Origin of the sequence: Paracoccus sp. PAR01, assembly GCF_014851995.1 — a bacterium.
Lineage (GTDB): Bacteria > Pseudomonadota > Alphaproteobacteria > Rhodobacterales > Rhodobacteraceae > Paracoccus > Paracoccus litorisediminis.
Genome location: NZ_JACVAW010000014.1, coordinates 37,804 through 52,776, shown reverse-complemented (window position 1 = coordinate 52,776; position 14,973 = coordinate 37,804). Strand labels below are relative to the sequence as shown.

Here is a 14,973-nt window from a genome sequence, read left to right as displayed (position 1 = left end):
ATAATTTTGAATGATCACTACCAAGCTAAAATCCATCTCGCATCCGAACATGGCATTGTTATTAATTAATATTTCTCTCAAGCCGCCAACCAGAATGATAGATAGTTTGTGAAATTGCACTTCGCGACAAAGCCCTGTCTCCTCTCCAAAACGGTGAAGGAGGCGCGCGCATGCAGCAAAAAGCCAGTATTATCTATAATCTGCCATTGATGGACCTGCTCTATCGCGCCCAGACGACCCATCGGGCGCATTTCGATCCTAATCGCATCCAATGCGCTAAGTTGCTTTCGATCAAGACCGGCGGCTGTCCCGAGGATTGCGCCTATTGTTCGCAATCGGCACGCAATGGGGCACAGCTCAGCGCGTCGAAACTGCTGGAGGTCGAGAAAGTTCTTGCCGAGGCGCGCAAGGCCAAAGAGGCGGGCGCGACGCGTTACTGCATGGGCGCGGCATGGCGGTCGCCCAAAGAGCGCGACATGCCAGCCGTGATCGCCATGGTCGAGGGGGTGAAGGCCATGGGGCTGGAAACCTGCATGACGCTGGGCATGCTCGACGACCGTCAGGTGGTGCAACTCAAGGCGGCGGGGCTGGACTATTACAACCACAATATCGACACCTCCGAGCGCTTCTACCCCTCGATCATCACGACCCGCAGCTTTGCCGAACGCCTCGACACCATCGATCGCGTGCGCAGCGCCGGGATCAATGTCTGCTCGGGCGGGATCATTGGCATGGGTGAGACGGCCGAGGATCGGATCGCCATGATCCAGACGCTCGCCGATCTGCCCGAGCCGCCGAAATCCATTCCAATCAATATGTTGATGCGCATGGCAGGAACGCCTCTGGCGGATGTGGCGCCGCTTGATCCGATCGAAATGCTGCGCACCATTGCCACCACACGCATTCTCGCGCCGCGCTCATATGTGCGCCTGTCGGCGGGTCGAAGCGAGATGTCGGATGAGTTGCAGGCAATGTGCTTCTTTGCAGGCGCCAATTCGATCTTTATCGGGGATACGCTGCTGACGGCCGATAACCCCGATGCAAGCAAGGACGCGCAACTATTCGCCAAGCTTGGCCTGATGGCCGAAGAGCCGCGCGTATGACCGCATTCCCCCGCCATGCCGAACGCCTGTCGGTCCTTGATACGCGTCGGCGTTTGCGCAGCCTTGTGCCGGCCGCCGGTCTCGATTTCGCCTCGAACGATTATCTGGGACTGGCCGGGTCGGATGTGCTGCGCATGGCGGTTACCGATGCTTTAGAACGGGGCGTGCCAGTCGGAGCCACGGGATCGCGGCTGCTGCGCGGCAACCATCCCGAGCATCTGGCGTTGGAGGCCGAGGCGGCGCAGTTCTTTGGCTCTCAGGCCGCGATTTACATGGGGGGCGGTTTTCAGGCCAACCAGGCGATCTTTGCCACCCTGCCAATGTCCGATGATTTGGTGCTTTACGACGCGCTGATCCATGCCAGCGCACATGAGGGGTTGCGCCTTGGCTCGGCGCGCGCCGAGGCGTTTCGCCACAATGACGCGGACGACGCCGAACGGATCATCTTGGCCTGGCGGCTGGCCGGTGGGCGTGGGCGGGTCTGGATCGCGCTTGAGACCGTCTACTCCATGGAGGGCGATTTCGCGCCTCTGGACGATTTCGCCGCCGTGGCGGCGCGCCACGATGCGGTGCTGGTCCTTGATGAGGCCCATGCCACGGGGGTTTACGGCACCCTTGGTCGGGGGTTCGCAGCAGAGATCAGGGATGTTCCGACGGTTGCGCTGCACACCTGCGGCAAGGCCCTTGGCGCAAGTGGTGCCTTGATCTGCGCCGATCGCGTGCTGATCGACACCCTGATCAATCGTGCGCGGCCCTTTATCTTTGCCACAGCGCCTTCGCCCTTGATGGCATCTGCGGTCACCCGGACGCTGGCGCATCTGCGGGGCAATCCCGAATGCATCCAGATGGCGGCAAGACTGCGCGCCCATGCGCATGAAGCCGCGCGTGGCCTTGGGATCGAACTGCCGCCCAGCCAGATCCTGCCCATCGTCATCGGTTCCGATGATGCTGCGCTGCGGGCCGCGCGGCATCTGCAGGACCGGGGCTTCGACGTGCGCGCGATCCGCCCGCCGACCGTCCCCAAAGGCACCGCACGGCTGCGCATTTCCATTACCGGTGGCGTGGGTCCCGACGATATCGACGCGCTCTTCGCCCTGATCGGTGACCTCAAACGGAGGGATTTCCAATGACTTCGGCCCTGGTCGTGACCGGCACAGATACCGGGATCGGCAAAACCATCTTTTCGGCTGGCCTGACCAAAGCCCTGAATGCGCAGTACTGGAAGCCGGTGCAGGCCGGGCTTGAGGAAGAGACCGACAGCCAGATCGTGGCACGGCTGAGTGGCCGTCCCGTCCTGCCCGAGGCCTATCGTCTGAAACGCCCGGCCTCGCCGCATCTCGCCGCCGCGGACGAGGGTGTCGTCATAGACCCCGCCCGCCTGCAATTGCCTGATGGCACCGGCCCCTTCGTCGTCGAAGGGGCTGGCGGGGCTTTGGTCCCGCTGCATGAGGGGTTGTTATACGCGGATCTCATGGCCCGCTGGCAGGCACCGGTGATTGTGGTCGCGCGGACCGGATTGGGCACGATCAACCACAGCCTGATGACGATTGAAGCCTTGCGCGCGCGCCGGGTCAATCTTCTTGGCATCGCCTTTGTCGGCGACGAAATGGCCGACAGCCAAGCCATCATCTGCCGGATCGGGCAGGCGCGCAACCTTGGCCGCCTGCCTCGCCTTGGGACCCTGACACCCGCGACTCTGGCGGCAGCTTTCGGCGGCATCGACCTTGCCACCATCCGGGAGGCGCTATGATGGAAGCGCTGAGCTTTGAGCGCCAGCATATCTGGCACCCCTATAGCGCGATGAGCGCGCCGAGCCCGGTGCATCTTGTCGACAAGGCCGAGGGCATCTGGCTGCATCTGGAAAACGGCGGCAAGATGATCGACGCCATGTCGTCATGGTGGTGCGCCGCCTATGGCCACGCGCCCGAGGCCTTGGTTGCCGCGCTCAAGTCGCAGGCCGACCGGATGCCGCATGTGATGTTTGGCGGGCTGACCCATCAACCCGCCATCACGCTGACACGCAAGCTGGTGGCATTGCTGCCCCACGGGCTGGACCGGGTCTTTTATTCCGACAGCGGCTCGGTCGCGGTAGAGGTTGCCGTCAAGATGGCCGTGCAGGCGCAGATCGCGGCGGGTCATCCGGCCCGCACGCAGATCGCCACGGCACGCGGCGGCTATCACGGCGATACCTGGAAGGCGATGAGCCTCTGTGATCCCGAGACCGGCATGCACAGCCATTTCGGCCGCGCCGTCAGTGCCCAGCATTTCGTGCCAACGCCGCCTTTGGTGTTTGATGCCGAATGGCTGGACGAACCCACGCAGAATGGGCTTACCGAGGTCGAGGCGCTTTTCGCCCGCCATGGCGCGGATATCGCGGCCTTCATCATTGAGCCTGTCGTGCAGGGCGCAGGCGGGATGCGCTTTTATCACCCCGCCTATCTGCGGGGTTTGCGCGCTCTTTGCGATCATCATGGCATCCTGCTGATTTTCGATGAAATCGCGACGGGCTTCGGCCGGACGGGCGCAGCTTTCGCGATGGATCATGCAAGCGTGCGCCCGGATATCCTGTGCCTCGGCAAGGCGCTGACCGGCGGCATCATGAGCTTCGCCGCCACCATCGCCACGGCCGACGTGGCCGAGCGGATCGGACAGGGCAATCCTGCCGCCCTGATGCACGGCCCGACCTTCATGTCCAACCCTTTGGCCTGCGCAGTCGCTGGGGCAGCGCTTGACCTTTGGCGGTCGCGGGACTGGTCGGCCAAGGCGCGCCGGATCGGGGTGCAATTGCGCGCCGAGCTTGCCAGCGCTGCGACCTACCTGACAGTTGCGGATGTGCGTGTTCTGGGCGCGATCGGCGTGATCGAGATGAAGGACCCGCTGCCCATGGCCAAGGTCCATGCCTTCTGCGCACGCGAAGGGGTCTGGCTGCGTCCCTTTGGCAGGCTGCTTTATGCGATGCCGCCCTTTATCACCCAGCCCGAAGATGTCTCGCGGATCACGGCGGCGATGCTTGCTATCGCAAGGGGGCTGTGATGCGCCAGACATGGCTGCGTCGGGGGCAGGCCCGCAGCCTCATCCTTGTATTTTCGGGATGGGCGGTCGGGGTGACGCCGTTCCTGTACCTCACCGGCGATAGCGATGTTCTGGTGCTGGACGACTATCGCGATGAAATCCTGCCCCACGCGCTGCTCGCGTCCTATGCGCGGGTTCGGGTCCTGGCCTATTCGCTGGGCGTAGCGGTGGCCGCACGGCAGCTTGCGGCGGTGGCGCCCGACCGCGCCGTGGCGGTTTGCGGATCGCCCTATGTTGCCCACGAACGCTTTGGCATCGCCCCCGAAATCTATGCCCGCACCATGGCCGAAGTGACGCCCGCGGCCCTTGATCGCTTCGCCCGTCGCGCAGGGGTGGCAGTGCCAGCGGCCCCAGACGTGGCCGCGCTGCGAGAGGAACTGGCGCTGATCGCCCGACGCCCCGCCGCAAGTCCTGCCACGGGCGATGTGGGCTTTGACCGGGTATTCGCTGGTCGTCGCGACCGTATTTTCACGGCCCAATCCATGCAGTCCGTCTGGACGGGGCATCAGGCCTCGTGGCTTGAAACCGGTCACAACCCGTTTCCGATCTGGCAGGACTGGGAAGAGATTTTCGCATGACCCTTGCCCGTATCGGCGCGGCCTTCTCGCGACATCTATCGAGCTACAAGGCCGAGGCTCAGGCACAGCGTCGGATCGCCCGGACTTTGTTCGAGGACCTGCGCCCATTCGTGCCCCCTTGCCCGCGCATCCTTGAGGCAGGGCATGGTTCGGGCTTTCTGACCAGCGGGCTGATCACGTTGGCGCCACGGGTCTTCTGGCTCAACGATCTTGCCGCGCCGTTGCCGGATCTTGCATGGACAGCGCCACCGGCGCGACTGGCCGGGGACATTGCGCAGCTGGCGTTGCCGCAGCGGCTCGATCTGATTGCCAGCAGCTCAATGCTGCAATGGATACCGAACCCCGAAAGTTTGATCCAAGGCTTCTGCGGCGCGCTTGCTCCGGGTGGCATTCTGGCCATTTCCAGCTTTGGCCCCGAAAACTTCGCCGAACTCGCCGCATTGGGGTTGCCACCGGGCGCGTCCTCTTATCGCCGTGGCGCTGCATTGGCTGCGGCGCTGCCCGCGGAAATGGAGCTGCTTGCCGCGCGCGACGACGCCATCCCTGTGCATTTTCCGACCGCGCAGGCCCTGTTTGCGCATCTGCGGGCGACCGGGGTGAACGGGCTGTTGGGCGGGCGGCTCAGGCCTGCCGCGCTCAAGGCCTTGATGGCACGGATGAACCGCGAGGGCGATTTGACTTTGACCTATCGTCCCTCCTATTGCTTGGCCCGCAAGTCGGGTCAGACCGGCGTTACCCGGAAGCAGGTTTAAAGGTCAGACGCAGGCAATGGCGCATGTTCCGTCCCCAGATGTCATCGCCGCCGAACTGACGCGCCGTATCGTGCGGGGCGAGCTTCTGGCCGGTGAAAAGCTGCGGCAGGACTATATCGCGGCGGAATTCGGTGTCAGCCACGTCCCCGTGCGCGAAGCGCTGTTGCGAGTGGTGTCAAAGGGACTGGCCGTCTCGCAGCCACATCGGGGCGTGCAGGTGGCGCCGCTTGATCCGTTGGCACAAAAGGAACTCAAGCTCATGCGTCTGGCGCTTGAGCCGATGACGCTGCTGCACTCCGTTCCCAATCTGACCTCCGAGCAGATCCGCGAGGCCGATGAACTGCGCCACGCATGCGATCAGGCCGACAATATCTTCGACTGGGAGGAGTATAATCGCGCCTTTCACGCCAAGATCTATGAAGGCTGCAATATGCCCCGCCTCGCCGAGATCGTGGACAACCTGCAGGATGTCGCCGCGCGCTACATCCTTGTCCATTACCGCAATCGGTGGCGCCCCCGTATCGATGCCGACCATCACGGCATCATGGCCTCGATCCGGCGCGGCGATGCAAAGGCCGCCGCAGCCATCCTCGACCGGCATCTGCAGAGGTTGAATTTGGTGATTTGATATCACCGGATCGGGGGCCGGTTTACGGCCACCGATTACGATCTCGGGCTGTCCAAAGACATGGTAACTTAAAGGAGTGATTGGAACGCGACCCTGAGCCGCGTTCCAAAGCGTCAGGCGTCGGTGAAGATCTCATCACGAGATTTGCGCATCGACGGCAATACGGCGATGACCAGAGCCACAAGACCGATCAGAAGCAGGAAGGCCGATAGCGGTGAGGTCAGGAAGGTGGTCATGCTGCCATCCGATATGAGCAGCGCCTGACGCAGCTTTTCCTCCAGAAGACGACCCAGAACGAAACCGAGCGCCAAAGGAGCGGCCTCGAACTGAAGCTTGTAGAGGGCAAATCCCAGAAGTCCGAGCACGCCCGCCATCATGACCTGCGCCGGATCGTTCGAGATCGAAAACAGGCCAATGCAGCAGAAGGCAACGATCGCCGGGAAAAGCAGCCGGTAGGGCACTTTCAGCAGCTTCACCCACAGACCGATCAGCGGCAGGTTGATGACGACCAGCATCAGGTTGCCGATCCACATGGACGCGACCAGCCCCCAGAACAGGTCGGGATTGTTCTCGATCACCTGCGGGCCGGGCACGATCCCCTGAATCATCATCGCGCCGACCATAAGGGCCATGACCGCGTTGGGCGGCAGACCAAGCGTCAGCAGCGGGATGAAGGAAGTTTGCGCCCCGGCATTGTTGGCAGATTCCGGCCCGGCGACAGCGGCCGGAACCCCCTTGCCGAAATCTTGCGGTCGATCCGAGAGACGTTTTTCAAGAGCGTAGCTTGCAAAAGGCGCAAGGATCGCACCGTTACCCGGAAGCACGCCCAGGACGGAACCAAGCCCGGTCCCGCGCAGGATCGGCCTGATGTTCTCGCGCAGCTCGGCAAAGGTGGGCAGAAGGCGACCGATCTTTCCGCGAACCACATCCCGCTTTTCCGGGTCGGCAAGGTTCTTGAATATCTCGCCAAATCCGAAGATGCCCATGGCCAGCACCACGAACTCGATGCCGTCGGTCAGCATGTGCAGACCGAAGGTCATCCGTTCGCGGCCAGTCTCCATGTCGGCACCGACGCAGGACAGCAGAACACCGGCAACGATCATCGCCAATGCCTTGACCAGCGAGCCATGCGCAAGGACAACCGCCAGCACCAGCCCCATGATCATCAGCGAGAAATACTCGGCAGGCCCGAAAAGCAGCCCCAGCTTGGTCATCGGAGTCGCAAGCGCCGCGATGACGATCGTGGCAAAGGTTCCGGCGATGAAGGAGCCGATGGCGGCCAGGCCCAAGGCGAGTCCGGCCTTGCCCTTCTTCGCCATCTCGTGCCCGTCAATCGCCGTGACGACCGCCGTGGCCTCGCCAGGAATGTTGACCAGGATTGCGGTGGTCGATCCGCCGTACTGCGCGCCGTAATAGATGCCGGCCAGCATGATCAACGCGCCGGTAGGGTCCAGTGACAGCGTCACCGGCAGCAGGATCGAGATCGTGGCAACAGGACCGACGCCGGGAAGCACGCCCACCAATGTCCCGATCAGGCAGCCGACAAAGCAGAAGAACACATTCTGCAGCGTAAGGGCGACGGAAAGACCCAGGCCTAGATGTTCAATTGTTTCGATCATGTCAGTATCCGATCAGCCAGGGCGCTACAGGCAGCGACAGCCCAAGCGCGTAGCGGAACAAGCCAATGCAGATGGCAGTCAGGATGGCGGCGAAAACGATCAATTCACCGAAGCGCACATCCTTGGCAGCCGCACCGGCAAAAATGATCGACAAGGGTGTCGCGACCGACATGCCCAGCACCGGCACGGCGAATGCACCGAAATCGTAGCCGCGGATCGTGAGCGCGAACAGGAACACACCGATCAACACCGGCAGCATGTCACGGATCGGCCAGCTGCCTGTCGATTCCGGTGTATCCTTCCATGTCACGACGATCTGCACCACGCCCAGAAGCGCAATGATCAACGCGAGAGCCCTTGGCAGAAGCCCCGAACCTATGCCGTCCTGCGTGAAAGACGGCAGGTCAGAACCGGCCCAAAGAGCAAAGAGACCAAACACCACGAGGCTCAGACCGGCCAGTCGTTCACGACCAAGCCATGGGTTCAGCGATGGAGTAGGAGGGGCAACCTCGCGGCTCATGACTTATTCCACCTTGATATTGGCGGCCTTGACGACCTCGCCCCAGCGCTCACGTTCGCTGGCCATGAAATCGGCGAAATCCTTCCCCACCAGATGGGACGGAACACCCCCGTCTTTTTGCAGGCTTTCCAGGAAGGCGGGATCGGCCAAGGTTTCTGCCGTGGCCCCGGCCAACTTCTGGCGGACCTCCTCGGGAAGCCCTTTGGGCCCGAGCAGCCCATACCATGCGGTCGCGCTGTATTCGGGCAGCCCGGCTTCGGCTACGGTTGGCAGATCTGGCAAGGCCGGGAAGCGTTCCTTGCCCGTCACTGCCAAGGCGGTCAGAGTGCCGTTCTGTATCAGACCGATCACCGATGGCACGGTCGTTACCATAAAATCGACATGTCCGCCGACCAGATCGTTCACTGCGGGGCCGGCGCCCTTGTAGGGAACATGCTTCAGGTCGACATGCGCCATCTGCCCCATCAGCAAGGTAGCGACATGGCTGGCAGAAGCATTCCCCGCCGAACCATAGACCAGCCGCTGGCTCTTGGCCTTTTCCAGCAGTTCAGCCATGGACTTGACCGGCAGTCGCGGTCCTACCACGACCACCAACTGGGCGTCGGCGATCATGGCGATCGGGTCCAGCGTCTCGGCCGGATCATTCCGCAACTTGAAGATATGCGGGTTGACCACCATCGGACCCTGGTTGCCGATCAAAAGTGTGTAGCCATCCGGATCGGACTTGGCGACCACGTCCGTACCGATGTTGGCCGCAGCGCCAGGACGGTTTTCGACGATCACACGGCCATCAAGCGCCTTTTCAAGCCGGGCTGCAAACACGCGCGCGATGGCATCCGTACCACCCCCTGCCGCATAGGACACAACCAACGTGACAGGCTTGGTCGGATAGTCCTGGGCGAATGCCGGCAACGCCGACACCGAGATGCTTGCCGCGCCGATGGCGAGCATGAAACGGCGAGTGAATTGGGTCATTTGTCTTCCTCCCTTGAATGAGTCATCCTGCGACGTTCCTCCACGTCGGTCAGGACCGTTAGTTTTTGCGGCGGACCAAAGCCGAGCCTTCGAAAAGCAACCGGCAGGTCCGGGTCACGTAGACAACCGGCTTGCCTTCCTGCTCGTCGATCTCAACCCGCACATCCATGCGTCCGTTCGGATGTTCGAGGGACAGATCCGCTGGAAATCGCAGCTCAGGCAGAGCCGCGCCAATGATGCTGTCTGGCAGGGTCGCGGCGATTGCGACAGAGACCGCGCCGGTTGTGGCCAATGATGTATGACAGGCATGCGGTGTGAAGTAGCGAACCGAGATGCTGCCTCCGTTGTTTGCAGGGCCGATGAGAACCGGTTTGGGCAAGACGGACGCGCGAACGTCACCAAGCCCCATGCGTCGCCCAGCCTCGATCCGGACCTCCTCGAGCTGCGCCATGAAACTACTGTTACCGTCCAGTTCCTGCGCGCTTTCCAAACCTGTCAGGCCAAAGGTCTCTGCCCGCGCGATCACAACCGGCGTGGCCCCATCGATCAGCGAGACAGCAATCCCATTGATGATTTCCTGCGGGGTGCCGGACGGAAGCAGGCGGCCGGTTTTTGCACCGATTGCCTCCAGAAACGCAAGATAGACCGGAGCAGCCGTTCCCGGAACGCCATCGATTGCGGCATCCCCCTGATAGCGCAGCTCTCCGCCCGGGGTCTGGACTCTGGCCTCGATGATCTTGCCGGTGTTCACGTTGTGGACCCGAACCCGCGTCTCACCGCTTTGGGCCGCGATCAGTCCCTTTTCGATGGCAAACGCGCCGACGGCCGACAGCATGTTACCGCAATTGGGCCCGGTATCCACAAGGCGTTCCGACACCTTCACCTGCGCGAACAGGTAGTCCACATCAGCCCCGTCACGCGTCGTGGGTCCGACGATTGCCACTTTCGAACTGAGAGACGTGCCGCCGCCAATGCCGTCAATCTGCAGCGGATGCCCCGACCCCATGATTTCGATCAGCAACTCGTCGCGCTGCTGCGGATCACTCGGCAGATCGCTGTGCAGGAAAAACGGGCCCTTCGAGGTCCCGCCGCGCATCAAGACGCAAGGAATGCGGATCTGGTCGTCCACGCTGATTCTCCCATTGCGACTGTCGAGCCGCTTCGGGGAACAGATGCGCCAGATCGGACTATGTTGTGAATTGCGAAGAATTGTGCGATTGTTGCGTCATGCGGAATAATTTTGAATTTCTGGATCTGCGGGCCTTTCTGGCCGTGCTTGAGCTCTCTTCCTTCAGCGAGGCGGCGCGGCTTCTGAACCTGTCGACTCCCGCCCTGTCGCGTCGGATCAAGGGCCTTGAGGAAGCGGTGGGTGCCCAGCTGATCGAACGGACGACGCGGCGTGTCGCGCCGACGCAAATCGGACGTGAGCTGATGCCCTTGGTCAGGCGGCTGGTTGACGAGTTCGAGGAGTCGCTGCTGTCCATATCCGACCTTGGCGGGCGCCATCGCGCGCAGGTGACGCTGGCATCGGTGCCGACCGCCGCCTTCTACTTTCTTCCGCGCGTGATCGAGGCGTTCAATCAGCGCTTTCCGGGGATCAGGTTCCGCATCATGGACCTGTCCGCCAACGAGGGCCTCGACGCCGTCGCCAATGGCGAAGTGGAGTTTGGGATCAACATCGTCGGCGCCACACGGGACGACCTGATCTTCACCCCCTTGATGGAGGATCCCTTTGTACTTGCCTGCCGGCGCGATCATCCCTTCGCGATGACATCCTCATTGCCCTGGTCCGAGCTTCAGGGACATCCGCTGATCGGGGTATCAAAGAAATCGGGCAACAGGGCGGTGCTGGATCACGCGCTTGCCATGGCGGATCAGCAACTCACCCTGAACTGGTTTTACGAAGTGAACCACCTTTCGACGTCCTTGGGGCTGGTTGAGGCAGGGTTGGGTGTCTCAGTTCTTCCGCAACTGGCCACCCCGCAGCGAGAGCATCCTCTCATTGCGACCGTCAAGCTCATAGATCCGGTGGTTACGCGCTCCATTGGTGTCGTTGAAAGACGAGGAGCGCGGCTGTCACCTTCTGCCCTTCGATTCAGAGAAATGCTTGTTAATGAATGGCATGGATAGAAATCCTAGACAGCTCCAGCCGTGGAGGGAACAGAGGTGGTCGCGGGATTTCGGATCAGTCGCCAAGCTTTAGCGTCTGAGGAAGACCCCGCTCCGAAATGGCGAAACGCAAGCGCTACTCTGCAAAATTCGAAGCGAAGGTGACCTAGGAAGCCACCCGTTTACACGTCAAGATCATGCCGCCACTGCCGCCAAAAAAGCGGGAGGATCACCTGCTCGGCTGATCACCGAGGCCCAAAACTGGGGAACCTTGCCTCGGCGCTTGTGGGGAAATTCCAGTCGGCGCTGACACCCGCGTCACAGCTACGGGCGACCGCGTCCACTGGCGCAAGATCGAGATACCTTGGATAGGCTGCAACAACCTTTAGGTTATCCGGACGCCGAACTGCTTCAGGGGCAATAATGGAAAATGTTGATTGCGTGGTGATCGGTGCGGGGGTTGTGGGTCTTGCCGCAGCCCGCGCGATTGCCATGGCGGGCCGTGAGGTCCTGGTGCTGGAGGCTGCCGGAACGATCGGAACCGGTACTTCCTCGCGCAATAGCGAAGTCATCCATGCCGGCATCTATTATCCGCAAGGCAGCCTGATGGCCCGGGCCTGTGTCGCGGGGCGGCGCCGCCTCTATGACTATTGCGCAGCACGTGGGGTCGATGTCCGGCGCTGCGGAAAGATCATTGTCGCCACCGATGCGTCCGAGGCGGAGCAGCTTGCCGCGATCCGTGCCCGGGCCGAGGCGAATGGCGTCGAGAACATCCGCTTGCTGGGGCTGGGCGAGTTGCGGGCGATGGAGCCCGCGCTTGATTGCACCGCAGGATTGCTCTCTCCAGAGACGGGGATTGTCGACAGCCATGGGTTGATGCTGGCGCTTCAGGGCGATGCCGAGGCGCATGGCGCAATCTTTGCCTTCCACAGTCCGGTGCGATCGGGCCGGGTCACGGCAGCGGGGATCGATCTGGAAGTTGGGGATGCCGATCCGATGCTGCTGCGGGCGCGCTCTGTCGTCAACGCCGCGGGGCTTTTCGCGCCGGAGCTGGCGCGTACATTCGTGGGGCTGGAACCAGCACATGTCCCGCCGGCCTATTTCGCCAAGGGGCACTATTTTCTCTTGCGCGGCCGGGCACCGTTTTCGCGACTGATCTATCCGGTCCCGGTTCCCGGCGGCCTTGGCGTGCATCTGACGCTGGATCTGGGCGGGCAGGCAAAGTTCGGCCCCGACGTGAGCTGGATCGACAGCCCGGATTACAGCTTTGATCCGGGGCGCGAGGGTAGCTTCTACCGCGCCATTCGCCGCTACTGGCCGGATCTGGCCGATGGTGCGCTGGTGCCGGGTTATACCGGCATCCGCCCCAAGATCGTGCCGCAAGGGGCGGCATCGCAGGATTTCGTTGTGCAGGGGGCCGAAATGCATGGCGTGCCGGGGTTGGTGAACCTGTTCGGCATTGAAAGCCCCGGTCTCACCTCGTCACTTTTCCTCGGGGATCTGGTGGCGGAAAGGCTGCCGACGGTAACGCCACGACGCGTCGAAAATCGCGGATGGGCGTAGCCGCCGCATCGCGAAGTTGCGGGCAAACTAAGCAATCTCCGCGCGTGGTCAGACGGCAGCTACAGCGGCGAAAAAATCTCGGGGCGCGCTCAGCCGAGCTTGATCGGCATCGAATGATGCTCGTGCGTTACCTTCCATTCGCCGTTGACGCGCCGCAACCCGAGGGTGAGGCGGCAATGGGCATCGCCGCCACCAATGATGAGAAGTCCGAACGCATAGGCGACATCCTCGCCAGCGACAATCTGGATGTCGCGAAAGCGGAAGCGGTCGGGGCCTGCCGGATTGTGATCGAAGAACAAGCTCCAGGTCGCCTCGTAAGCCTTGATCCCTGTCGACTGAAGCGGCTCCGGTACATCGTACAGGACGATGTCGTCGGTCCGATTTTCCAGCACGCGCTTGATGTCTCCGTTGCAGATCGCATCGGTCCAGTCGTCGATCAAAGCACGGATCTCCTGCTCCCGACGCTCACGGGTCATCAGGCCTCTCCTTTGCTGTGAACGATGGTGTCGGAAGCCCCCCGGCGCAGATTGGCCCATGCGAAAAGCATTGCGGTGCAAAGAAGGATGCAGAATCCCGCTGCCGAGGCAAAGACAAGCCCCCGCTCGAAGGCCTGCTGAGCGGATGCAAGTAAAGCGGCACCGCTGGAACCCGGCAGCGTATCGGCAATCTCGACGGCCGCGCCCAAGGTGCCGCGTGCTGCAGCGGCGCGCTCTGCGTCAATCTCTGCAGGTATCGCAACTGCGGCCCTGTAGACGGCCACGCCGACACTGCCCAGCACCGCCACGCCGAACGAACCGCCAAGCTCGGCCCCCGTTTCGGAAATTGCGGATGCCGCACCGGCCTTGGCGGGCGGTGCCGCAGTCAGAATGAGGTCGGTGCCAAGCGTGACGATGGTTGCGACACCGAGACCCAGCAGGCACATGCCCGAAATGATCGCCACCAATCCGAGACCAGAGGTGAATGCCGCCAGTATCGCGAAACCCACTGCCACCAGCAGCAGGGCGAAGGTGACGACGGCGACCGGCGCGACACGCTGGACGACGACAGGCGCACCGAGGCACCCTGCGACACAAGCAATTGCTGGCGGAATAGTCCACAGTCCAGCGGTCAGGGGCGACAGGCCGATGACGAGTTGCAGATATTGCGCAACCAGCAGAGAGGCCCCGACCCAGGCGAACAGCGCCATCATGTTCGCGCCAAGCGCAGCGCGGAATGCGCTGTTCCTGAATAGACCCAGATCGACCAGCGGTGCTTTCAGCCGAGCCTGACGGCGGATGAAGGCCCAGCCTGCAACGACACCAACCAAGAATGCTACAGACGTGGTGGCCGTGACTCCGACCTCGGCGAGATGCTTGACGGCATAGGCAATGGCCAGCACGGCCGCCATTGACAGGACAACACTTGGCATATCGACGGCGTAATCATCGGATCCGCGGACTTCGGGCAGGAAGATCGGGCCCAGCACAAGCAGAAGTGCCATGACGGGAACCCCCACCAGAAAGACCGAGCCCCACCAGAAATGCTGCAGCAGCAGACCACCGACAAGCGGGCCGAGCACGCCGCCCAGCGTAAAGCATGTGGTCCAGATGCCGATGGCGACGCTGCGCTGGCGGGGCAGGAGGAAAAGGCTCCGGATCATCGCCAGCGTCGCGGGCATCAGCGTGGCCCCAGCGATGCCCAGTATCGCCCGCGAGAGGATCAACATTGTCGCACTGACAGAAAAGGCCGCCAGAATTGATGCCAGCCCGAAAAAGACCGATCCGACCAGCAGCAACCGACGCCTGCCGATGCGATCGCCAAGTGCGCCCATGGGAATAAGCGCGCCAGCCATCAGGAAGCCGTAGATGTCGGCTATCCACAGCAGTTCTGGACCGCTCGGCTGCAGCGCGGTGCTGAGCGATGGCGTCGCAAGATGTAGAATCGTCATGTCCATCGACACCAGCAGGGTCGGAAGGGCGAGGACGGCAAGACCGAACCACTCCTTCCGACCCGCTGAAGATTGGGAGGTCGGCTGCATGTCGATCTCCTCTCAATGGCGGTATCCGCGCCCCAGC

At 62.3% G+C, this 14,973-nt stretch carries 15 protein-coding genes; 9 read left to right on the top strand and 6 right to left on the bottom strand.

All coding sequences use genetic code 11. From position 1 onward, the window contains the following. Nucleotides 1-170 precede the first annotated feature (170 nt). The 7 genes from bioB to IB235_RS18010 are packed head-to-tail and all read left to right on the top strand — an operon-like array spanning nt 171 to nt 6,133. On the top strand, nt 171-1,103 hold the full coding sequence (gene bioB, locus IB235_RS18040) for a biotin synthase BioB (protein ID WP_192337871.1): 933 nt from the start codon (nt 171-173) through the stop codon (nt 1,101-1,103). After that, complete coding sequence (locus IB235_RS18035; RefSeq protein WP_192337870.1) at nt 1,100-2,233, top strand: 8-amino-7-oxononanoate synthase; 1,134 nt, start codon at nt 1,100-1,102, stop codon at nt 2,231-2,233. Before bioB ends, IB235_RS18035 begins: the two co-directional genes overlap by 4 nt. After that, nucleotides 2,230-2,853: a dethiobiotin synthase gene (gene bioD / locus IB235_RS18030; RefSeq protein WP_192337869.1), complete on the top strand. Its 624-nt coding sequence runs from the start codon at nt 2,230-2,232 to the stop codon at nt 2,851-2,853. Before IB235_RS18035 ends, bioD begins: the two co-directional genes overlap by 4 nt. Beyond that, nucleotides 2,853-4,136, top strand: a complete 1,284-nt coding sequence (gene bioA / locus IB235_RS18025; RefSeq protein ID WP_192337908.1) for an adenosylmethionine--8-amino-7-oxononanoate transaminase — start codon at nt 2,853-2,855, stop codon at nt 4,134-4,136. Before bioD ends, bioA begins: the two co-directional genes overlap by 1 nt. Next, a complete protein-coding gene (locus IB235_RS18020) occupies nt 4,136-4,753 on the top strand; it encodes a pimeloyl-ACP methyl esterase BioG family protein (protein WP_192337868.1) in 618 nt (205 codons plus the stop codon). The genes bioA and IB235_RS18020 overlap by 1 nt, the downstream gene beginning before the upstream one ends. After that, nucleotides 4,750-5,505, top strand: a complete 756-nt coding sequence (locus tag IB235_RS18015) for a methyltransferase domain-containing protein (protein ID WP_192337867.1) — start codon at nt 4,750-4,752, stop codon at nt 5,503-5,505. The genes IB235_RS18020 and IB235_RS18015 overlap by 4 nt, the downstream gene beginning before the upstream one ends. A 16-nt stretch (nt 5,506-5,521) precedes the next feature. Next, on the top strand, nt 5,522-6,133 hold the full coding sequence (locus tag IB235_RS18010) for a GntR family transcriptional regulator (protein ID WP_192337866.1): 612 nt from the start codon (nt 5,522-5,524) through the stop codon (nt 6,131-6,133). Nucleotides 6,134-6,246: 113 nt separating this feature from the next. Here the strand turns inward: IB235_RS18010 and IB235_RS18005 are convergent, their stop codons facing one another. The 4 genes from IB235_RS18005 to IB235_RS17990 form a co-directional block, all read right to left on the bottom strand. Next, nucleotides 6,247-7,752 (bottom strand): tripartite tricarboxylate transporter permease, encoded by a 1,506-nt coding sequence (locus IB235_RS18005; protein WP_192337865.1) that lies wholly within the window; start codon nt 7,750-7,752, stop codon nt 6,247-6,249. A gap of 1 nt (nt 7,753) precedes the next feature. Then, nucleotides 7,754-8,272, bottom strand: coding sequence for a tripartite tricarboxylate transporter TctB family protein (locus IB235_RS18000; RefSeq protein ID WP_192337864.1), 519 nt, complete (start codon nt 8,270-8,272; stop codon nt 7,754-7,756). A gap of 3 nt (nt 8,273-8,275) precedes the next feature. Further along, nucleotides 8,276-9,223 carry a tripartite tricarboxylate transporter substrate binding protein gene (locus IB235_RS17995; protein WP_211595209.1) on the bottom strand — a complete coding sequence of 316 codons (948 nt, stop codon included), beginning with the start codon at nt 9,221-9,223 and terminating at the stop codon, nt 8,276-8,278. Nucleotides 9,224-9,305: 82 nt separating this feature from the next. Further along, nucleotides 9,306-10,376 (bottom strand): 4-oxalomesaconate tautomerase, encoded by a 1,071-nt coding sequence (locus IB235_RS17990; RefSeq protein WP_192337863.1) that lies wholly within the window; start codon nt 10,374-10,376, stop codon nt 9,306-9,308. 98 nt (nt 10,377-10,474) lie between these two features. On the opposite strand from IB235_RS17990, the gene IB235_RS17985 reads away from it, so the two are divergent. Then, entirely contained in the window at nt 10,475-11,377 is a 903-nt protein-coding gene (locus tag IB235_RS17985) for a LysR family transcriptional regulator (RefSeq protein WP_192337862.1), read from the top strand. A 402-nt stretch (nt 11,378-11,779) separates the two neighbouring features. Next, nucleotides 11,780-12,919 carry an NAD(P)/FAD-dependent oxidoreductase gene (locus IB235_RS17980; protein ID WP_192337861.1) on the top strand — a complete coding sequence of 380 codons (1,140 nt, stop codon included), beginning with the start codon at nt 11,780-11,782 and terminating at the stop codon, nt 12,917-12,919. 89 nt (nt 12,920-13,008) lie between these two features. Here the strand turns inward: IB235_RS17980 and IB235_RS17975 are convergent, their stop codons facing one another. Together IB235_RS17975 and IB235_RS17970 are read right to left on the bottom strand one after the other, a co-directional pair. Then, nucleotides 13,009-13,395, bottom strand: coding sequence for a nuclear transport factor 2 family protein (locus IB235_RS17975; RefSeq protein ID WP_192337860.1), 387 nt, complete (start codon nt 13,393-13,395; stop codon nt 13,009-13,011). Then, a complete protein-coding gene (locus tag IB235_RS17970; RefSeq protein ID WP_192337859.1) occupies nt 13,395-14,936 on the bottom strand; it encodes an MFS transporter in 1,542 nt (513 codons plus the stop codon). Before IB235_RS17970 ends, IB235_RS17975 begins: the two co-directional genes overlap by 1 nt. Nucleotides 14,937-14,973: the final 37 nt, after the last annotated feature.